This is a genomic window from Tardiphaga sp. P4_G1, assembly GCF_056401215.1.
Window position 1 is genome coordinate 408318 of sequence record NZ_JBFUJU010000005.1, and the last position, 19019, is coordinate 427336.

Here is a 19019-nt window from a genome sequence, read left to right on the forward strand (position 1 = left end):
CGCAATCCGGCGCCGGCGCAGGGCCTTATGCAGGCTGTTTTTCGAGCAGTTCGGGCATTGCCCGGGCAAAGCTTGGGACATGCGGGGAACGGGCCGGAATAGGCCTTTTCCGCATGCTCCGATCTCCCTATGAAGAAGCCTTACAGAGCCAAGAGACCCCATGACCGAGCCAAAGATCACTCCCGAACTCGTCGCCAGCCACGGCCTCAAGCCCGACGAGTATGAGCGCATTCTCAAGCTGATCGGGCGGGAGCCGACTTTCACCGAACTCGGCATCTTCTCGGCGATGTGGAACGAGCATTGCTCGTATAAATCCTCGCGCATCCATCTGAAGGGGCTGCCGACCAAGGCGCCGTGGGTGCTGCAGGGGCCGGGCGAGAATGCCGGCGTCATCGATATCGGTGACAATCAGGCCATCGTGTTCAAGATGGAGAGCCACAACCACCCGAGCTATATCGAGCCCTATCAGGGCGCGACCACGGGTGTCGGCGGCATTCTGCGCGATGTCTTCACCATGGGCGCGCGCCCGATCGCCTGTTTGAACGCGCTGTCGTTCGGCGCGCCGGAACATCCGAAAACGCGCCATCTGGTGTCGGGTGTCGTCGCCGGCGTCGGTGGCTACGGCAATTCCTTCGGCGTGCCCACCGTGGGCGGCCAGACACGTTTCCACACCCGCTATGACGGCAACAACCTCGTCAACGCGATGGCTGTCGGTCTTGCGGACGCCGACAAGATCTTCCTCGCTGCGGCGTCGGGCGTGAACATGCCGATCGTCTATCTCGGCTCCAAAACGGGCCGCGACGGCATTCACGGCGCGTCGATGGCCTCTGCCGAATTCGACGAGGATTCCGAGGAGAAGCGCCCGACCGTGCAGGTCGGCGATCCCTTCGCCGAAAAACTGCTGCTGGAAGCCTGCCTCGAAATCATGGCCGCCGATTGCGTCATCGCGATCCAGGACATGGGCGCGGCGGGTCTGACCTGTTCGGCGGTCGAGATGGGCGCCAAGGGCGACCTCGGCGTTGAGCTCAATCTCGATGCAGTGCCGACGCGCGAAGAGGGCATGACCGCTTACGAGATGATGCTCTCGGAAAGCCAGGAGCGCATGCTCATGGTGCTGAAGCCCGAGAAGGAAAAGCAGGCCGAGGATATCTTCCGAAAGTGGGGCCTCGACTTCGCGATCGTGGGCTACACCACGCCGACGCTGCGCTTCGTCGTGAAGCATGGCGGCAAGGTGATGGCCGATCTGCCGATCAAGGAACTCGGCGACGAAGCGCCACTCTACGATCGTCCGCATGTGCCGTCGCCGGCGCTGCCGGTGATCCATGCGCGCGATATTGCCGCGCCGTCGTCGATCCCGGATGCACTGGAGAAGCTGATCGGCACGCCCGAACTATGCTCGAAGCGCTGGGTGTGGGAGCAGTATGACCACGTCATTCTCGGCAACACCGTGCAGCGCCCCGGTGGCGACGCCGCGGTGGTGCGCATCGAGGACGGCCCCAAGGGTCTGGCGATGTCGGTCGATGTCACGCCGCGCTATTGCGAGGCCGATCCGATCGAGGGCGGCAAGCAGGCGGTCGCCGAAGCCTGGCGCAACATCACCGCCGTCGGCGGCAAGCCGCTGGCGGTCACCGACAATCTCAACTTCGGCAATCCGGAGCGGCCCGAGATCATGGGCCAGCTCGTCGGCTGCCTGAAGGGCATCGCGGAAGCCTGCATCACGCTGGATTTCCCGATCGTCTCCGGCAATGTCTCGCTCTACAACGAGACCAACGGCCGCGGCATCCTGCCGACCCCATCTATCGGCGGCGTCGGCGTGCTCGACGATTTCACCAAGTCGGCCACGCTCGCGTTCAAGGCGCCGGGCGAAGCGATCCTGCTGATCGGGGAAACCAAAGGCTGGCTCGGCCAGTCGGTCTATCTGCGCGACATCTGCGGCAAGGAAGAGGGCGCTCCGCCGCCGGTCGACCTCGCCACCGAGAAGCGCAATGGCGACGTGGTCCGCGGCATGATCCATGCCGGCACCGCGACCGCCGTGCATGACATTGCCGATGGTGGCTTGCTGGTGGCGCTCACCGAAATGGCGATGGCCTCCGGCATCGGCGCCAAGCTCGATGCCGCGCCGTCATCGACGGTGCCGCATGCCTGGTGGTTCGGCGAGGATCAGGCGCGCTATATCGTGACTGTCGCGGAAGATCAGTTGCTGACCGTGCTGTCGAAACTGAAGAATGTTGGCGTGCCCTGCGTGCAGATCGGCAAGACTGGCGGACATGCGGTGGCGATTGCCGGCGAGCGCGCGGTCGATATCAAGGCGCTTGTGCATGCGCATGAAAGCTGGCTGCCGAACTATATGAGCGGCAAGGCGTCGTAACAGGCGCTGATCTTTTCCCTCCCCCTTGCGAGGAGGGTGGCCGGCCGAAGGCCGGACGGGTGGGGGTAACCCCACGGAATGCTGAGCGTGGGGCACCCCCACCTCGGCCTATCGGCCGACCCTCCCCACTGCGCTTCGCTTGGGGAAGGGAGGCCATGAGCGTTCGTGCAACCGTCTCAATAGCTCAGCGTCCGATCGACCAAATTCATCAGTGGTGTGCCGCTTTCCGCGCGCGCGATATTGTCGGCGATGTTTTCGGCGGCCGACGCAACACGCGTTGCCGCTGCGATGTGGGGCGAGATCGTCACCCCCGGATGCGACCAGAACGGATGGCCTGATGGTACGGGCTCGGTGCGGAAGACATCCAGCGTGGCCTGGGCCACCTGTCCGCTGTCGAGCGCTGCGATGAGGGCGTCATCGTCGATCAGTGTGCCGCGTCCGGCATTCAGGATGAAACTTCCCTTGGGCAGAAGCGCGAGCCGTTCGGCATTCAGGAGGTCGATGGTCTCCGGCGTCTGGGGCAGAAGCCCCACGAGGATTTCCGCCGAAGCCAGCGCTTGCGGCAGGTTCTCCATCCCTGCGAGGCAGCGGACACCCGGCACCTCGCGCAGGCTCCGACTCCAGCCGGTGACGCGAAAGTCGAGTTGCACAAGTGCGCTCGCCGCAGCCGATCCCAATTCGCCGAGACCGAGGATCGTGACCGAGCGGTCTGTGGCGAGTGGCGGAACATGCTGCGACCACGTCAGAGGTCTTTCACAGACATAGCGGTCCATCCCGAGATGCGCACGCAGGGTATGACCGACGACCCATTCGACCATGCCCCGCCGGAGGCCGTCATCGACCATGCGGCACAGCGGCTGCGTCAGCGTCGCGTTGCCGACGATCTTTTCGACACCGGCCCAAAGGCTCAATACGGCGTGCGCATTGCTGAAAGGGGCGAAATCGGTGATGGGACCACCGGTCGCGTGGATGATGTAGTCCACGTCCTGATGCGCAATGTCACCCAGGAGACTGGCTCGCGCGTCGATGCTCCGGCGCCGAAGCGCATCCAGAATAGGTTCGCGATAGTCCTCGAACAGCGCCGGCGTGACGTTGAAAAGAAGATTGATCGCCTTGTCGCCGTTGCGCGCGCGCATGCTGGTCTCCTGCAGATCGCTGTCAGTGTCGAATATCGGAAAAGGGTGCGGCGTGAAATGGATTACAATATCCGTTTTACGCCCGGGATAGCGCGGAGTGCCCGCGTCGCCGCCCAGCTCGCCGCCAGCGTACCCGCGAAGGCGATCAGTGCTTTCGATCCGGCGCCGAGCGGCGCGTTCAGCAGCGCATATTGCAGCCACAGCATCGGGATGTAGTGCAGCACGAAGATGCCATAGGCATCGCCGCGCAAGGGATCGAAGATGCTCTTCTCGCGTTGGCCGAAGCGCAGGAACAGCGCCAGCACCGCGAGGCAGATCAGCGTGCAGGCGACCGCATAGATCACGCCATAGCTCGACTGCCACCAGAACGGCGGCGCGCCGGTGAGATTGGCGAGCTTCATGCGGCGGAAATTGACGAGAAAAGCGAGCGAGCCAAAGGAGGCAGCGGCGGCGATGGTCCACCACAGCCATTGCCGCGCCAGTGCGCCGGTGCGGGCCAGCAGGCCCTGATCGATATTGGCGGCGCCAATGCCCATGCCGGCGAAGAAGAACACGCCATAGATCGCCATGCGGCTGAACTGCACCTGGAGCGGCCCCCAGCTGAACCAGCGGACAGCGCCGACCGTAAACAGGAACGGCACATAGGAGATCACGGCGATGACGGCGAGCACGGCGGCGAACAACCATGGTCGTTCGAAGGCACGGATCGATAGCCGGTTGATGCCGTCCACCAGTCGCGGCGCGAGCAGGAAGACCGGGATCGCGACGAGATCAAGAAACAACAGATACCAGATGAACCAGCCGGGGCCGGCGAACCATTGGCCTTGTTTGAAATTGTTGACGTAGAATTCGAAAAAGCCGGTCTTGTGCGTCGACAGGCTGAACGACGCGTAATAGGCGATCGGCATCAGCACGAAGATCATCGCCAGGAAGGGCAGGCCGAGGCGCAGCGCGCGGTCGCGCAGGAAGTCGGCGATGCCCTTGCGCTTCAGGCTCGGCCACACGAACAGGCCCGACAGCATGAACATCAGACACATGAAGAAGGTGTCGTTGAACAGCGTCAGGATGTTGAAGCCGATCCAGCGCTGGCTGTCGACGATCGGCGCGGTCGACCACAGATAGTGGTTCGGGTAATAGCGCCCGAAGGCGGTGTAAGCGACCGCCGCGTGGTTCGCCAGCACGAGCAGCGTGACAAAGGTGCGGGCGCGATCGAGCGCAGCGTTACGGTCCGACATGTGAACGGCGAGCCCCCTCGCTTCCGCGCGCAACAGGCGTCGCCGGGCGCATCAGTGATGCGCGCCGTCATGATAAATGTCGAAAGCCGCTTCGGCAATCAGCCGAGGATCACGCAGGTACTTCCTCGATTTTCACCTTGTCTGGATAAAATGCGAGATAATCCTTGATCTCGGCCATCGCCGGAAACGGCGTCTCATAGGTCCAGATCGCGTTGTCGAGAACCTTCTCGCCGGTCTTGATGCTGTAATAATTCGCGTCGCCCTTGTACGGGCAATGCGTCACACGGTCGGTGCGCGCTACCGCGTCCATATTGGCGTCCGCGCGGGGGATATACAGTACTGCGGGGTAGCTGGCCTCCTTGAGGCTCAGGGCATTGGTCGTGTCGGCGATCACGACGTCCCCGGCAGAAACACGGATGTGTTTGCCGGCGGGCGCAATGGTGATCGGGTGGTCCGGGCCGGGAAGCTTCATGGTTAAACCCTTGTGACGGTCATATTTCACTTCTTCAGATGTGCGATCCCTCCGGCCTTTAAAAGGGGCATGCGAGGGATTATCGTTAGAAAGCCGTGACGTCATGCGGCAGCCGCGATAGGCTCGCAATCCGAGGCGGCACCGACTGGCCGCGATTCGAACCTTTCTGGAGACCCGATTAATGCCGATGGACGCCCGCGATATCGAGACCATGATCAAGGCCGCGATTCCCGACGCGCAGGTGACGATCCGTGATCTGGCCGGTGACGGCGACCATTACGCGGCAACCGTGATTTCGGAATCCTTCCGCGGCAAATCCCGCGTCGCCCAGCACCAGATTGTCTATCAGTCGCTGAAAGGCCAGATGGGCGGTGTCCTGCACGCGCTGGCGCTGCAGACGGGTGTGCCAGAGGCGTAGTTTTCCCTCGCCCCGCTCTTGCGGGGAGAGGGTGGCTTCGCGCAGCGAAGACGGGTGAGGGGCGATGCGAGGTCGTGTTCGTAGCACTCAGATCTCGCGAAAACTTCGCGCTAACCAGACCGATGCCGAGACCAAGCTCTGGCATCGTATACGCAACCGGCAAGTCGGCGGTTTTAAATTTGCCCGGCAGGAAGCGATAGGCCCCTATATCTGCGACTTCGTTTGTCGGGAACAGCGCCTCGTGATCGAGGTCGACGGCGGGCAACACCTAGAATCCAAACGAGATGAAATTCGTGACACGTATCTGCGGGCGGAAGGCTATGGCGTGGTGCGTTTCTGGAATAACGACGTCTTGTCCAATATCGACGGCGTGCTGATGCTGCTCGACCAGGCGTTACGTGCAGATGGCCAAACAGCGGATTAGAGCTGACCCGACCCGAGAACATGCCTTCGTTGGAATTGTGTGCCCGGCCCCTCACCCGGATCGCAAGGGCGATCCGACCTCTCCCCGTAAAGGACGGGGAGAGGTTAAGAAGGCTATTCCACCGCCATCAGCGCATGCACCGAGAAATGCTTGTCAGCATCCGTCCATGACGCCTTCGGCTCCCAGCCCGAACCGCGGGCCAGCGTTGCAAAACGCTCGATGCTGTATTTGTAGCTGCTCTCGGTGTGGATGCTCTCGCCGGCACGGAACGCGAAGCTGCGACCCAGCACATGCACGGTCTGCGGTTTCCTGGCGATCAGGTGCATCTCGATGCGGTGGCGTTCCTTGTTGTAGATCGCGCGGTGCGTGAAGGCCGAGAGATCGAAATCGCCGCCGAGTTCGCGGTTGATGCGCACCAGCACATTCATGTTGAACTTGCCGGTGACCCCTGCCGCGTCGTTATAGGCCGCGTGCAGCAGCTTCTCGTCTTTCTCCAGATCGATGCCGATCAGCATCAGGGCGTCCTTGCCGAGAATGGCGCGGGCCGAGCGCAGAAAGGCGCAGGCCTCGTGCGGCTCGAAATTACCGAGCGTCGAGCCCGGGAAGAAGCCGACCTTCGGCATCATCCGGATATCTGCGGGAAGGTCGAACGGTGCGGTGAAATCGGCATTCACCGGCAGCACCTTCAGGCCCGGGAAATCCTTGCGCAGCTCGGCTGCCTGCGCCTGCAGGAAGTCGCCTGAGATATCGACCGGCGCATAGGCGCCGACGTCGCATTCATCCAGCAGCAGCCGCACCTTGGTGGTGGCGCCGGCGCCGAATTCGATCAAGGCGGCATTCTTCGGAATGATCGCGTTGATGTCCTTGCCACGCGAGCGGAGGATGCCGAGCTCTGTGCGGGTCGGGTAATATTCCGGCAGTTTGGTGATCTGTTCGAACAGCTCCGAGCCGGCTTCGTCATAGAAGTATTTCGGCGACAGCTTTTTCGGGTGCTGCGACAGGGCTTCGGCGACATCCGCGGCAAATGCGGAGGCCGAGGCATTCAGCAGCGACAGTGCCAACGGGGCATGAACGTTCATGTCAGTCTCCTCAACGCTTTCGAAGCGCCGTGATGTCAGGAAGTCAGTTGCCGTAATCGGCCAGCCGCAGGCCCGTGAATTGCCAGCGATGGTGGGGATAGAAGAAATTGCGGTAGGTGACGCGGCTGTGATCGTCCGGGGTCGCCAGCGATGAGCCCCGCAGCACCAGCTGATTGATCATGAACTTGCCGTTGTATTCACCGAGCGCGCCTTCGATGGCGCGGTAGCCCGGATAGGCAGCGTAAGCGGAGCGCGTCCATTGCCAGACGATGCCGAAGGCGTCGTTGAGCTGACCGGCCCGCGCTGCGACTTCCCATTCCATTTCGGTGGGCAGATGCTTGCCGCTCCAGCGCGCAAAGGCGTCACATTCGTAATAGCTGACGTGGCACACCGGCGCGTCGAGATCTATCGGCTTGAGGCCGGCGAGGGTCATGATCTGCCATTCGCCATTGACCTTGCGCCAGTGGCCAGGTGCCTGCCATTCCTCGCGGGCCGCGGCGGCAAAGCCATCCATCAGCCACAGCGTCGCTTCGTCGTAACCGCCGGCCTCCATGAAGGCGAGCCATTCGCGGTTGGTGACGAGATTCCTTGCGAGCTTGACGGGACCGACAAGCGCGCGATGTGCGGGCTTCTCGTTGTCGAAATGGAAGCTCTCGCTCTGATGGCCGATGGTGTGGATGCCTTCGGTGAGCGTGGTCCACGCATCGCCCGATGTGGTCGAGGCCGGGAAGCGCCAATCAGAGTCATAGGCCGGCGGGATCGGGTTCTGCGCGAAGGCATGCAGGATGTCGGTGAGCATCAGTTCCTGATGCTGCTGCTCGTGATTGAAGCCGACTTCGAGCAACGGGATCAGCGAGGCCAGCTTGTCGTCTGAGGTCTCGTTGAAGAATTTGATGACGGCCGCATCGACATGCTTGCGATAGGCGGTGACTTCGTCGGCGCCGGGCCGGGTGAGGTGCCCGCGCTGCGCGCGGGCATGGCGCGGGCCGGCGGAGACATAATAGGAATTGAACAGATAGGCGTAATCGGGGTGGTAGACCTTGTAGCCGGGGGCGTGATCGCCGAGCAGGAATTGCTCCCAGAACCAGGTCACATGGGCGCGGTGCCACTTCGCCGGGCTGGCGTCGGGCATCGACTGCACCAACTGGTCTTCCGGGGAGAGCGGGGCAGCGCGGCGTTCGGTTTCGTTGCGGACCGTCAGGAAGGCGTCGCCCAGTCTTTGGGCCAGAGCGCCTGCGGGGGCGGATTCGGAGGCAGGGGACGCGGTGCCTGAACTCATGCCTGAACTCTTGGCGAAAGCTGGATTCGTCACGAAAGTCTCCGATTTTGGAGAGAACGTTGCTCTTGGTGATGGGTTCCCGAGCAGCCTGTCCTAAATAGGTCATCCGATTGGTTATAAAAGGCCTGTCGTCATATGATCTTTGGCCGGACCGGACTTGGCAAAAACTGCGGAAAAGTGACCGTGGCGGGCCGGCAATAAGCCCCAATGCCTGTGATTTCAGGCTCTTGATCACGTCCATAAGACTTGGGGTGCGGAACGGATTCGGCTACATATATGACAAGTCTGACCGGGCGAGCGCCCGATGGCTGGGCCGCCAACTCCGGACCTTGAATCTGGACCTTGAACAGGGACGTGACATGAGCATTGAGCAATTCATCGAGAACGAAGTGAAGACCAACGACGTGGTGCTGTTCATGAAGGGCACGCCGCAGTTTCCGCAGTGCGGTTTCTCGGGCCAGGTGGTCCAGATCCTCGATCACGTGGGCGTCGGCTACAAGGGCCTCAACGTTCTCGAATCCGCCGATCTGCGCGACGGCATCAAGACCTATTCGAACTGGCCGACCATTCCGCAGCTCTATGTGAAGGGCGAATTCGTCGGCGGCTGCGACATCATCCGTGAGATGTTCCAGGCTGGCGAGTTGCAGAGCCTGCTGGCCGAGAAGGGCGTGATTGCCGCCCCGGCCTCGGCCTGATTTCAAGTCGACAAATCGGCACGGCGACGCTCGACGTCGTCGTGGCCGACATTACGACCCTCCGCGTTGACGCCATCGTCAACGCGGCCAATGCGTCGCTTCTCGGAGGCGGCGGCGTGGACGGTGCCATCCATCGGGCTGCCGGCCCCGACTTGCTCGCGGAATGCCGCACCCTCAAGGGTTGCGAGACCGGCGACGCCAAAATCACCAAAGGTTATAAATTACCGGCCACGCATGTGATTCATGCGGTCGGTCCCGTCTGGCATGGTGGCCGGCGCGGCGAGGATGAGGCGCTGGCGTCCTGCTACCGGCGGGCGCTGATGTTGTGTCAGGCACATGGCCTGACCTCCGTTGCGTTTCCGGCCATCTCCACCGGTGTCTACGGCTTTCCGGCCGCGCGTGCGGCTCCCATCGCCGTGGGCTCGGTCATCCAGACGCTGAAAGACGCTCCGGTGGTCACGGCCGTCACCTTCTGCTGCTTTTCGGAGCCATCTGCGGACCTGCATCGCCTCGCGCTCGCACGCGCACTTCCCCTTGTCTGAGAGCGCCCCGCCGTTACACTCCTTTGATCAGGTAAAAGGAGCGGCGATGAATTTGCGGCACAGACTACGCGCGCTGCTCTGCGGAGCGCTCTTGCTCGCCGGATCGCCCGCTATTGCCCAGGATCGCTTTGCCGCCGAAGGCACCTTCGACATTCCCGCCGGCGCAAAATTCTCGCAGGAGAAGCTGGCGAAGATTGGCGAGTTCTTCCGCAAGCAGATCGCCGACGGCAAGATTCCGGGCGCCATTGTCCTGATCCAGCAGCATGGCAAGCCGGTCTACAAGGAATTCTTCGGCGTCCGCGATCCCGACACCAAGCAGCCGATGACGGATGATACGATCTTCCGGCTGCATTCCATGTCGAAGCCGATCACGTCCTTCGCAGCGATGATGCTGATCGATCAGGGCAAGCTGAAACTCGACGATCCCGTCTCGCAATACATTCCGTCTTTCGCCAAGGCCAAGGTCGGCGTCGAGAAGAAGCTGGAGAATGGCGAGAAGGCGCTGGACATCGTGGCGCCCAACCGCCCGGTGACGATCCGCGACCTGCTGCTGCACACGTCCGGCATCACTTACGGCTTCTATGGCGAGAGCCTGGTGCGCCGCGCCTATGGCAATGCAGATATCTACAGCGGCGATTTCGACAACAAGGAATTCGCCGACCGCATCGCGCAGCTGCCGCTCGAGCACCAGCCCGGCACCATGTGGGACTACGGCCACTCCACCGATATTCTGGGCCGCGTGATTGAAGTGGTTACCGGCAAGTCGCTGCTCGGTTACGAGGAGCAGGCGTTCCTCGGACCGCTCGGCATGAAGGACACCGGCTTCTTCGTGAAGGAGAAGTCGAAGGAAGTGATGCTCGCCAAGCCGATGGCCTGGGACCGCGATTTCCGCACCGGACGGCAGGGTCGCCCCGACACCTACCAGAAATGGGAGTCCGGCAGCGGCGGCATGGTCTCGACGCTGGCGGACTACACGAAGTTCGCACAAATGCTGCTGAATGGCGGCGAGTATGACGGCAAACGCTACATGAGCGCGGCGACGTTCAAGGACATGACCATCGATCATATCGGCAAGGATTCCGGCGTCGGTCGTGACTATCTGTATTTCCCCGGCGACGGTTTCGGCTTCGGCTATGGCTTTGCCGTGCGCACCGATGCCGGCAATGCCAAGCCGCCGCCGCCGGGATCGCTCGGCGAGTTGAAATGGGACGGCGCCAGCGGTTGCTACTTCATCATCGATCCCAAACAGGATTTCTTCTTCATCCTGCTCGAGCAGACGCCGTCGGAGCGACAGCGCATTCAAAGGTCACTGAAGCTGTTGGTCTATGAAGCGCTGGAGAAATAGGCGCGCCGTACTCCTGCTGCTGACGCTCTGCTGCGTCGGCACTGTTATAGTGCCTTCGTCGCCAGCCCGGGCCGAAAAGCCGCAATCCGTTGCGCGCGAATTCTCTGCCGAAAAGCTGCTGGCGCTCGATCGCTACTTTCTCGACATGGTCGCGGAGCGAAAGATTCCTGGCGCGGTGGTGCTGGTGCAACAGCACGGCAAGCCTGTCTATTTCGATACGTTCGGCAATCTCGACAGCGGGCACCCGATGACGAGGGATGCGATCTTCCGGCTATATTCGATGTCGAAGCCGATCACCTCGGTAGCCGCGATGATGCTGGTCGAGGATGGCAAGCTGCGACTCGACGATCCCGTTGCGAAATACATCCCGGCCTTCGCGAAGACGAAGGTGGGCGTCGACGTCAAAGGCGGCGACGAACACGCCACATTCGGCCTCGTGCCGTTGCAGCGGCCGATCACCATCGCCGATTTGCTCACGCACACATCGGGCATCACCTACGGTTTCTATGGCGACGATCCCGCGCGGAAACGTTATGCGCAGCTCGATATCTTCGGCCGCGACTGGAACAATGCCTCCTGGGCCGATCGCATCGCGCAGCTTCCGCTCGCCGAGCAGCCGGGCACGCTGTGGGACTACGGCCATTCCACGGATATTCTCGGGCGCGTCATCGAAGTCGTATCCGGCCAGTCGCTGTATCATTTCCTGGAGGAACGGCTGTTCGGTCCATTGGGGATGCGGGACACCTCGTTCTACATCACCGATGGCGAACGGCGCTCGCGTGTGGCCGAGCCGTTCCCGGGAGACCGCATGGTCGGGCCGGTGGTCGGTATGCACGATCCCGCCGAGGTCATGCAATGGGAGGCGGGGGGCTCCGGTCTGGTCGGTACGATCTCGGACTATGCGCGCTTCCTGCAGATGCTGCTCAATGGCGGCACGCTTGACGGCAAGCGCTATCTCAAACCGGAAACAGTGGCCGAGATGACGCGCGATCACGTCGGTCCGCAGAGCGGCGTGAAGCGCGATTACTATTATTTCCCGGGCGCCGGCAGCGGCTTCGGCCTCGGCTTCGCGGTGCGCACCAAGGAGCTGGCCAGCGAGCCCGGCCCGGTCGGCGAATATCGCTGGGACGGTGTTGGCGGCACGTTCTTCTGGGTCGATCCGAAGAACGACATGTTCGTGCTGGTCATGGCGCAGGCACCGTCGCAGCGGGTGCGGATGGAGATCGACGTGCGGAAGATCATCGCCGAGGCGCTGGAGTAAGCGGCAGGGCAGGTCATCGTGGTGCTGTTCCACATACTCAGTCCTCATCCTGAGGAGCGCGCTCTTGCGCGCGTCTCGAAGGATGGGCCAAACATCTCATGGTTCGAGACGGCGCCAAGCGGCGCCTCCTCACCATGAGGGCCGTCGGGATAAGGCTAAACCGCTCGCACCACGTCCCTGATCAACCCCAGCGTTTCCTCGATCATGTCCGCACTGACATCCAGATGCGTGCAGGCGCGGATGCGGCCGTCCATGGTGGCGAGCAGCACGCCTTTCGCGCGCAAGGCTTTCACCATAGCAGCACCGCTGATGCCTGCGCCCGCGGGATCGAAGAACACGAGATTGGTCTCCGGCTGCTGCACGGCGATCCCGTCGATCTGGGCCAGTCCGCGCGCCAGCGCGTGCGCGTTGGCGTGATCGTCGGCGAGGCGCTCGACGTGATGGTCCAGCGCGTGGATGCAGGCGGCGGCAACGATGCCGGCCTGGCGCATCGAGCCGCCCAATCCCTGCTTCCAGCGCCACACTGCATCAATGTAGTCGCGCGTGCCGGCGAGCACGGCTCCGATCGGCGCGCCGAGCCCCTTACTCAAATCGATCCACACCGAGTCCCAGCCATCGGACATCCTGCTCGCACCGATACCGGTGGCGACGCAGGCATTCATCAGTCGCGCGCCATCCATATGCGTGGCAAGGCCGCGGTCACGCGCGATGGTGACGATCGCTTCGAGATCGGATTTCGACCAGATGGTGCCGCCGCCGATATTGGCAGTCTGTTCGACGCTGACCACGGTCTGCGCTGCCTCGTAGCGCGTGCGCGGATGCAATGCGGCGCGCAGCGTATCTGGTGTGAACTTGCCGTCGGCGCCGTCGAGCCCGGTAATCTGGAAGCCGCCAAGCGCGGCGTGGGTGCCGCCTTCGCGCGAGAGGATATGCGCGGTGCGATGCGCGAGGATCTCGTCGCCGGGCCGGCAATGCGCCAGCAGGCCGGCGACATTGCACATGGTACCCGATGGCATGAACACTGCGGCTTCCTTACCGAGCAGTTCGGCGACGCGGTCGCAGAGCGCGTTGACGGTGGGATCGTCGCCGACCTGCTCATCGCCGACATCTGCCGCAGCCATCGCCGCGCGCATCGCGGGCGTGGGCTTCGTCTGTGTGTCCGACAGCAGATTGATGCGAACCGGCGGCTGTGATGGATCGGGGCGAGCAGGGGTGAAGGGCATTGGGAATTCCACCTTGTTACACACCACAAGCTACCCCGTCATTGCGAGCCCGCAAAATCGTCTTGCGATTTTGCTGAGCGAAGCAATCCAGAGTGAACGAGCGAAGGCTGGATTGCTTCGTCGCTACGCTAAGGGGAAAGTTGCATGCAACTTTCCTTGACCTCGCAATGACGGCTGATGGCCAAACAAAAAAGGCCCCGGAAAATCCGGGGCCTTGATCTCGTCTGCGCTGTCAGAAGTTAGCGCGAATAGAATTCGACGATCAGATGCGGTTCCATCTGCACGGCGAAGGGAACGTCCGACAGCTGCGGAATGCGGATGAACTTGGCGGTCATCTTGCTGTGGTCGGTTTCGACGTAATCCGGGGTGTCGCGTTCGCCGAGCTGGCTGGCTTCCAGAACGAAAGCGAGCTGCTTGGAGGATTCCTTGATCTCGATGACGTCGCCGACCTTCACGAGATAGCTCGCGATGTTGACGCGCTTGCCGTTCACCTTGATGTGGCCGTGGTTGATGAACTGACGGGCCGCAAACATGGTGGCGACGAACTTGGCGCGATACACGACGGTGTCGAGGCGGCGCTCGAGCAGGCCGATCAGGTTTTCACCGGTGTCGCCCTTGAGACGGCCGGCTTCCACATAAATGGAGTGGAACTGGCGCTCGGAGATGTTGGCGTAATAGCCCTTCAGCTTCTGCTTGGCGCGCAGCTGCGTGCCGAAGTCGGAGAGCTTGCCCTTGCGGCGCTGGCCGTGCTGGCCCGGGCCGTATTCACGCTTGTTGACCGGAGACTTGGGACGACCCCAAATGTTCTGGCCCATACGGCGGTCGATTTTATATTTAGCTTCACTACGCTTTGTCATCGCGTCCTCGATGTTCAATGGTCAATGTGAGGAGACGCGCCCTCCTGTGTACCGTGATCAGTCCAGAGTCTGGAAAATCTCGGCACCGACAGGTTCATTCCCAAAGCTGGGTGGAGAACCACGGGTGCGAAACGCTTCGCGGGCCGAAAACGGCCCGCGAGCAAGGCGGTTTCTAGGGTGAAGGCCCGGTTATGTCAATTGAAAGACAGGCTTTTTGCCGTTTGGCGGGCTTATAGCGCCAATCCGGCCGATTTTGGCGCAAAATCAGCCTCGAAAGGGCAGTTTTACCGCCTGATGCCCTCGAATCCGGCGGCGATTCCGCGTTGGAACAGTGACCAGTCGAATCCCAGCGCCAGCGCCACATAGCCCCGCTCGATCATGGCGTTGCCCATATCGGCGTTCAGCGCCGCGCCGCCCAGCGGCACGCCTGACTTGAGGATTCCCGCTTCGGCCCTGGCGACCAGCGCCTGCACCTCGGGATCGCCCGGCTGGCCGCGTTTGCCGATGGATGTCGCGAGGTCGCCGACGCCGATCACCGCGATGTCGATGCCCGGCGTGGCCATGATCTCGCCGATCCGGTTCACCGCATCGATATGCTCGATGGTGATCATGCAGATCATGCTGTCGTCGGCACGCGCCATATAGTCGGGCATGCCCACGTTCCAGCGGAACGGCGCGTGGAACGGTCCCCATAGCCGCTCGCCCTGGGTCGGATAGCGCAGGCTGCGCGCGGCCTTGTAGGCATCGTCGGCGCTGTTGATCATCGGGAAGTTGATGCCCATCGCGCCGAAATCCATCGGCGCTTTCGCCAGCCATGGCTCATTGGCGGCGATCCGCACCAGCGGCGTGCAAGGCGTGCCCGCGGTGGCCATGATCATGCCATGCGCCGTGTTGAGATCGATCGGGCCGTGTTCGAGGTCGACGATGATCCAGTCGAGCGACTGCGCCATGATGCGCACGGTCTGGATCGACGGGATGGTAGCAATGGCCCCGAAAGTGGGGCGGCCCTCGCGCCATTTCTGCTTGAGATCGTGAAATGGCGCGGGGGTCGTCATCGTCACATGGGATCCTGTTATTTCGGCGCGGGCGTCGCCACCGGCTTGCCGTCTTCCACGACATAGACTGCCATGATCTTCAGGCCCTTGTCGCCGGTCTTCACGTCATGCGGAATCCCGGCCGGGACGGCATAGGAATCGCCGGCCTTGAGCAGTTTGTCCGGCTGGCCCTCGACGATCAGCGTCGCGTCGCCATCGAGAACGTAACCGGTATCGACACCTGGATGGGTATGGCGGCCGGCGAGCTGGTTCGGGCCGAGTTCAGCCACGACCGTCACGATGCGATGGCCGGCAGGATATTTGACGTCCTGCAGCGGCGTGCGCTTGATGCCTTGTGCACTGGCCGCACCGGCGCAGGCCGTGATCGCCGCGCCAACGAGCAGTGTCTTGAGAAGGCCATTCTTCAGAAAATTCGTATCGAGCATGCTGGTCTCCCTTTGCCGTTCTCTTTTCGGAACGGCGCGCCGCAAGGCTAGCAGCGCGCAAGGGAAAGTCGAGCGCTCGCTATGCCGCGACCTGTCCGCCGAAGAATGGCGCCAGTGCTTCCGGCCAGGCGTGGCGCTTGCCGGAGGTGTAGAGCAGCACGGCATCGCCGGGTGGCACGCCGGGCTGATGATCGCCGATCAGGCCGACCACGCGCCGTGCGATTGCCGGGGCCGGATCGATCCATGCCACCGGCCAGGGCGCGATGCGATTGAGATGGTCGAGCAACAGCGGGTAATGCGTACAAGCGAGCACGATCGTATCGGTGCGGGCGCCGGCGGCGTCCTGCACGAAGCAGGGGGCGATCTCGCGAAACAGGTCGGCGTCGTCGATGCCCTGGCCGCCGAGTGCGCCTTCCGCCAGTGCGGCGAGTTCGGCGGAGCCGACCAGCGTGACGATGCAGCCGCCGCCGAATTCGCGGATCAGCGTCTGGGTATATTCGCGCTTCACGGTGCCCGACGTGCCGAGCACCGAGACGCGCTTGCTGACCGAGCGCGCGCAGGCCGGCTTGATCGCCGGCACGGTGCCGACAAAGGGCACGGCATAGGCGGCGCGCAGATGGCTGAGCACCAGCGTCGAGGCCGTGTTGCAGGCGATGACGACGAGGTCGGGCCGATGCGCAGCAATCAGCTCGCCCATCAGCGGCACCACGCGGCCGATCAGCGCCTCCTCGGTGTGCTGGCCGTAGGGAAAGAACGCGTCATCCGCCACATAGACATAGCGGGCATCCGGACGCGCCTTCGCGATCTCGCGCTGGACGGTGAGGCCGCCGAGACCGGAGTCGAACACAAGGATGGTGGGACGCGTCGGCATCATCAGAGCCTAGGGGAGGATGGTTACTGCGGAGTTGCTGCGGGTCTGGCAATCAAGACAGGGGCATTCGGGCTTTTTCGGGAAGGGCGGCGCGTTCTTAACCTCTCCCCGTCCTTTACGGGGAGAGGTCGCCCGGCGTAGCGCAGCGAAGCCGGGCGGGTGAGGGGCATGGCACGCGCTCACCGCTTGTTGCGCTCTCTCGGATCGGAATCTTCGATCCGAAAACGAGACGCGTAGGACAGGCCAATGCCATGCCCCTCACCCCACCCCTCTCCCCGCGCAAGATGCGGGGAGAGGGAGCTTACCGCGCTCGCGGCTGGCTACACCGGCTCTAATGGCCGTTGCCTACCTTCGGGCAATACAGTCTCAATCGCGTCGCCCGCTGCCACTTCGCCATCGGCAACGACAACCGCCATCACCCCGGCCTTGCAGAGGACATTGCCATTCGCATCGCGATCCTGCGTCGCTGTCTTCAATCCTTGCTGAAAGCGGTCCATCAACACACAGGGTTCGCGCAATCCGGTAAGTTCGATCACGGCGGACTCGCCGAGATGCAGCCGCGTGCCGGTCGGTAGTGCTGCAAGGTCGATCCCCGATGTGGTGACATTCTCGCCGAGATCGCCGGGCTGGATCGTGAAACCCTTGGCGCGCAATTCGTCGAACAGTTCGGACGGGATCAGATGCACCTGGCGCAGGTTCGGCCTGGCAGGATCGCGGCGGCGATCGTAGCGATGCTGCACCAATGAGCCCATATGGCCGTCGCCTTCGACGCCGAGGCCGCTGAGCAGGCGGATGCTCAGGCTTGGCGTCTTGCTGAAGTGATGACCGCGGCGGAGCGAGACGGCGACGATGTAGCCAGTGGACTCCGTCCTCATGGTGAGGAGGCGCCGCTTCGGCGCCGTCTCGAACCATGGCGTGTGGCGCTCATCCTTCGAGACGCGACGAAGACGTCGCTCCTCAGGATGAGGTACCAAACACGCGCGTGAAGATCGTGTCCACGTGCTTGAGGTGATAGCCGAGGTCGAACTTCTCGGAAATCTCGTCGTCGGTGAGATATTTCTTCACCTCGGGATCGTTCTTCAGCAGTGTCTGGAAGTCGCCTTCGCCGCGCCAGACCGGCATGGCGTTGCGCTGCACGAGCTTGTAGCTGTCTTCGCGCGACGCGCCCTTCTGCGTCAGCGCGATCAGCACGCGCTGCGAATGCACGAGGCCGCCGAGGCGGTCGAGATTCTTCTGCATGTTGGCGGGATAGACCAGCAGCTTCTCGATCACGCCGGCCATGCGGTTGAGCGCGAAGTCGAGCGTCACCGTGGCGTCGGGGCCGAACATGCGCTCGGCTGAGGAGTGCGAGATATCGCGCTCGTGCCACAGCACGACGTTTTCCAGCGCCGGCGTCACATAGGCGCGCACCATGCGGGCAAGGCCGGTGATGTTCTCGGTCAGCACCGGGTTGCGCTTGTGCGGCATCGCCGACGAGCCTTTCTGGCCCTCGGAGAAGAACTCCTCGGCTTCCAGCACTTCGGTGCGCTGCATGTGGCGGATTTCGACGGCGAGGCGCTCCATCGACGAGGCGATGACGCCCAGTGTCGCGAAGAACATCGCGTGGCGGTCGCGCGGGATCACCTGGGTCGAGATCGGCTCCGGCACGAGGCCCATGGCCTTGGCGACGTGTTCTTCGACGCGCGGATCGATCTGCGCGAAGGTGCCGACGGCGCCGGAGATCGCGCAGGTCGCGACTTCCTTGCGCGCGGCGACGAGGCGCTCGCGGTTGCGGGTGAATTCGGCATAGGCATAAGCGAGCTTGAGACCGAAGGTGACCGGCTCGGCATGGATGCCATGCGAGCGGCCGATGGTCGGCGTCATCTTGTGCTCGAAGGCGCGGGTCTTCAGCGCGGCGAGCAGGCGGTCGATATCGGCGATCAGGATATCGGCGCAGCGCGTGAGCTGCACGTTGAGGCAGGTGTCGAGCACATCCGACGACGTCATGCCCTGATGCACGAAGCGCGCTTCCGGCCCGACGATCTCGGCGAGGTGGGTCAGGAAGGCGATGACGTCATGCTTGGTCTCGCGCTCGATTTCGTCGATGCGCTCCACATTGAAGGTCGCGTCCTTGGCCTTGGCCCAGATCGTCTTCGCCGCATCCTTCGGAATGGTGCCCAGTTCCGCCAGCGCATCGGCGGCATGCGCCTCGATCTCGAACCAGATCTTGAAGCGGGTCTGCGGCTCCCAAATGGAGGCCATTTCCGGACGGGTATAGCGAGGGATCATTGCGCACTCTGACGTTTGGGGGATTACGCCGCGCTTTAGCAGATCGGGGCGGGGGAGGCCACCTCA

General features: G+C 62.8%; 19 protein-coding genes. 7 read left to right on the forward strand and 12 right to left on the reverse strand.

Going from position 1 to position 19019, the window contains the following annotated elements; all coding sequences use genetic code 11:
• The first annotated feature begins 160 nt into the window (after window positions 1-160).
• Window positions 161-2368, forward strand: a complete 2208-nt coding sequence (purL, locus tag AC1DUY_RS14560; RefSeq protein ID WP_478115112.1) for a phosphoribosylformylglycinamidine synthase subunit PurL — start codon at window positions 161-163, stop codon at window positions 2366-2368.
• Window positions 2369-2544: 176 nt separating this feature from the next.
• Here purL and AC1DUY_RS14565 read toward each other — a convergent pair whose 3' ends face one another.
• The 3 genes from AC1DUY_RS14565 to AC1DUY_RS14575 all read right to left on the reverse strand — a co-directional run bounded on the left by AC1DUY_RS14565 (window position 2545) and on the right by AC1DUY_RS14575 (window position 5211).
• On the reverse strand, window positions 2545-3504 hold the full coding sequence (locus AC1DUY_RS14565; protein ID WP_478115114.1) for a 2-hydroxyacid dehydrogenase: 960 nt from the start codon (window positions 3502-3504) through the stop codon (window positions 2545-2547).
• A 62-nt stretch (window positions 3505-3566) separates the two neighbouring features.
• Complete coding sequence (locus tag AC1DUY_RS14570) at window positions 3567-4739, reverse strand: acyltransferase family protein (RefSeq protein WP_478115116.1); 1173 nt, start codon at window positions 4737-4739, stop codon at window positions 3567-3569.
• Between the two features lie 109 nt (window positions 4740-4848).
• Window positions 4849-5211, reverse strand: a complete 363-nt coding sequence (locus AC1DUY_RS14575) for a DUF427 domain-containing protein (RefSeq protein ID WP_089265668.1) — start codon at window positions 5209-5211, stop codon at window positions 4849-4851.
• Window positions 5212-5392: 181 nt separating this feature from the next.
• Between AC1DUY_RS14575 and AC1DUY_RS14580 the strand changes: the two genes are divergently transcribed.
• Together AC1DUY_RS14580 and AC1DUY_RS14585 are read left to right on the forward strand one after the other, a co-directional pair.
• Window positions 5393-5629, forward strand: coding sequence for a BolA family protein (locus AC1DUY_RS14580; RefSeq protein ID WP_068735968.1), 237 nt, complete (start codon window positions 5393-5395; stop codon window positions 5627-5629).
• Window positions 5630-5693: 64 nt separating this feature from the next.
• A complete protein-coding gene (locus tag AC1DUY_RS14585; protein WP_093756474.1) occupies window positions 5694-6053 on the forward strand; it encodes an endonuclease domain-containing protein in 360 nt (119 codons plus the stop codon).
• Window positions 6054-6166: 113 nt separating this feature from the next.
• Here the strand turns inward: AC1DUY_RS14585 and egtD are convergent, their stop codons facing one another.
• Both egtD and egtB read right to left on the reverse strand, forming a co-directional pair.
• A complete protein-coding gene (gene egtD / locus AC1DUY_RS14590; RefSeq protein WP_089265017.1) occupies window positions 6167-7132 on the reverse strand; it encodes an L-histidine N(alpha)-methyltransferase in 966 nt (321 codons plus the stop codon).
• A 43-nt stretch (window positions 7133-7175) separates the two neighbouring features.
• Window positions 7176-8411 carry an ergothioneine biosynthesis protein EgtB gene (egtB, locus tag AC1DUY_RS14595; RefSeq protein WP_478115293.1) on the reverse strand — a complete coding sequence of 412 codons (1236 nt, stop codon included), beginning with the start codon at window positions 8409-8411 and terminating at the stop codon, window positions 7176-7178.
• A gap of 359 nt (window positions 8412-8770) precedes the next feature.
• Here egtB and grxD point away from each other — a divergent pair, with 359 nt between their 5' ends.
• From grxD to AC1DUY_RS14615, 4 genes are read left to right on the forward strand one after another with little or no spacing between them, the layout of a single operon-like run.
• On the forward strand, window positions 8771-9106 hold the full coding sequence (gene grxD / locus AC1DUY_RS14600; protein WP_068736311.1) for a Grx4 family monothiol glutaredoxin: 336 nt from the start codon (window positions 8771-8773) through the stop codon (window positions 9104-9106).
• A 41-nt stretch (window positions 9107-9147) separates the two neighbouring features.
• Window positions 9148-9648, forward strand: coding sequence for an O-acetyl-ADP-ribose deacetylase (locus AC1DUY_RS14605; RefSeq protein WP_478115120.1), 501 nt, complete (start codon window positions 9148-9150; stop codon window positions 9646-9648).
• 46 nt (window positions 9649-9694) lie between these two features.
• Window positions 9695-10993, forward strand: coding sequence for a serine hydrolase domain-containing protein (locus tag AC1DUY_RS14610; protein ID WP_478115122.1), 1299 nt, complete (start codon window positions 9695-9697; stop codon window positions 10991-10993).
• Window positions 10974-12254, forward strand: a complete 1281-nt coding sequence (locus AC1DUY_RS14615; RefSeq protein WP_478115124.1) for a serine hydrolase domain-containing protein — start codon at window positions 10974-10976, stop codon at window positions 12252-12254. The genes AC1DUY_RS14610 and AC1DUY_RS14615 overlap by 20 nt, the downstream gene beginning before the upstream one ends.
• Window positions 12255-12409: 155 nt before the next feature.
• Here the strand turns inward: AC1DUY_RS14615 and AC1DUY_RS14620 are convergent, their stop codons facing one another.
• From AC1DUY_RS14620 to purB, 7 genes are all read right to left on the reverse strand, one after another.
• A complete protein-coding gene (locus AC1DUY_RS14620; protein WP_478115126.1) occupies window positions 12410-13477 on the reverse strand; it encodes a threonine aldolase family protein in 1068 nt (355 codons plus the stop codon).
• A 239-nt stretch (window positions 13478-13716) separates the two neighbouring features.
• Complete coding sequence (rpsD, locus tag AC1DUY_RS14625; RefSeq protein ID WP_089265666.1) at window positions 13717-14334, reverse strand: 30S ribosomal protein S4; 618 nt, start codon at window positions 14332-14334, stop codon at window positions 13717-13719.
• Between the two features lie 284 nt (window positions 14335-14618).
• Window positions 14619-15389 carry an HpcH/HpaI aldolase family protein gene (locus AC1DUY_RS14630; RefSeq protein WP_478115295.1) on the reverse strand — a complete coding sequence of 257 codons (771 nt, stop codon included), beginning with the start codon at window positions 15387-15389 and terminating at the stop codon, window positions 14619-14621.
• 17 nt (window positions 15390-15406) lie between these two features.
• On the reverse strand, window positions 15407-15814 hold the full coding sequence (locus AC1DUY_RS14635; RefSeq protein WP_439077704.1) for a cupin domain-containing protein: 408 nt from the start codon (window positions 15812-15814) through the stop codon (window positions 15407-15409).
• Window positions 15815-15893: 79 nt separating this feature from the next.
• Window positions 15894-16685 (reverse strand): glutamate racemase, encoded by a 792-nt coding sequence (gene murI, locus AC1DUY_RS14640; RefSeq protein WP_092147210.1) that lies wholly within the window; start codon window positions 16683-16685, stop codon window positions 15894-15896.
• A 320-nt stretch (window positions 16686-17005) separates the two neighbouring features.
• Complete coding sequence (locus AC1DUY_RS14645) at window positions 17006-17560, reverse strand: MOSC domain-containing protein (protein ID WP_478115129.1); 555 nt, start codon at window positions 17558-17560, stop codon at window positions 17006-17008.
• Between the two features lie 82 nt (window positions 17561-17642).
• The gene (gene purB, locus AC1DUY_RS14650) at window positions 17643-18953 is read right to left on the reverse strand and encodes an adenylosuccinate lyase (RefSeq protein WP_120292744.1); all 1311 of its coding nucleotides are present in this window, start codon (window positions 18951-18953) and stop codon (window positions 17643-17645) included.
• Window positions 18954-19019 lie beyond the last annotated feature (66 nt).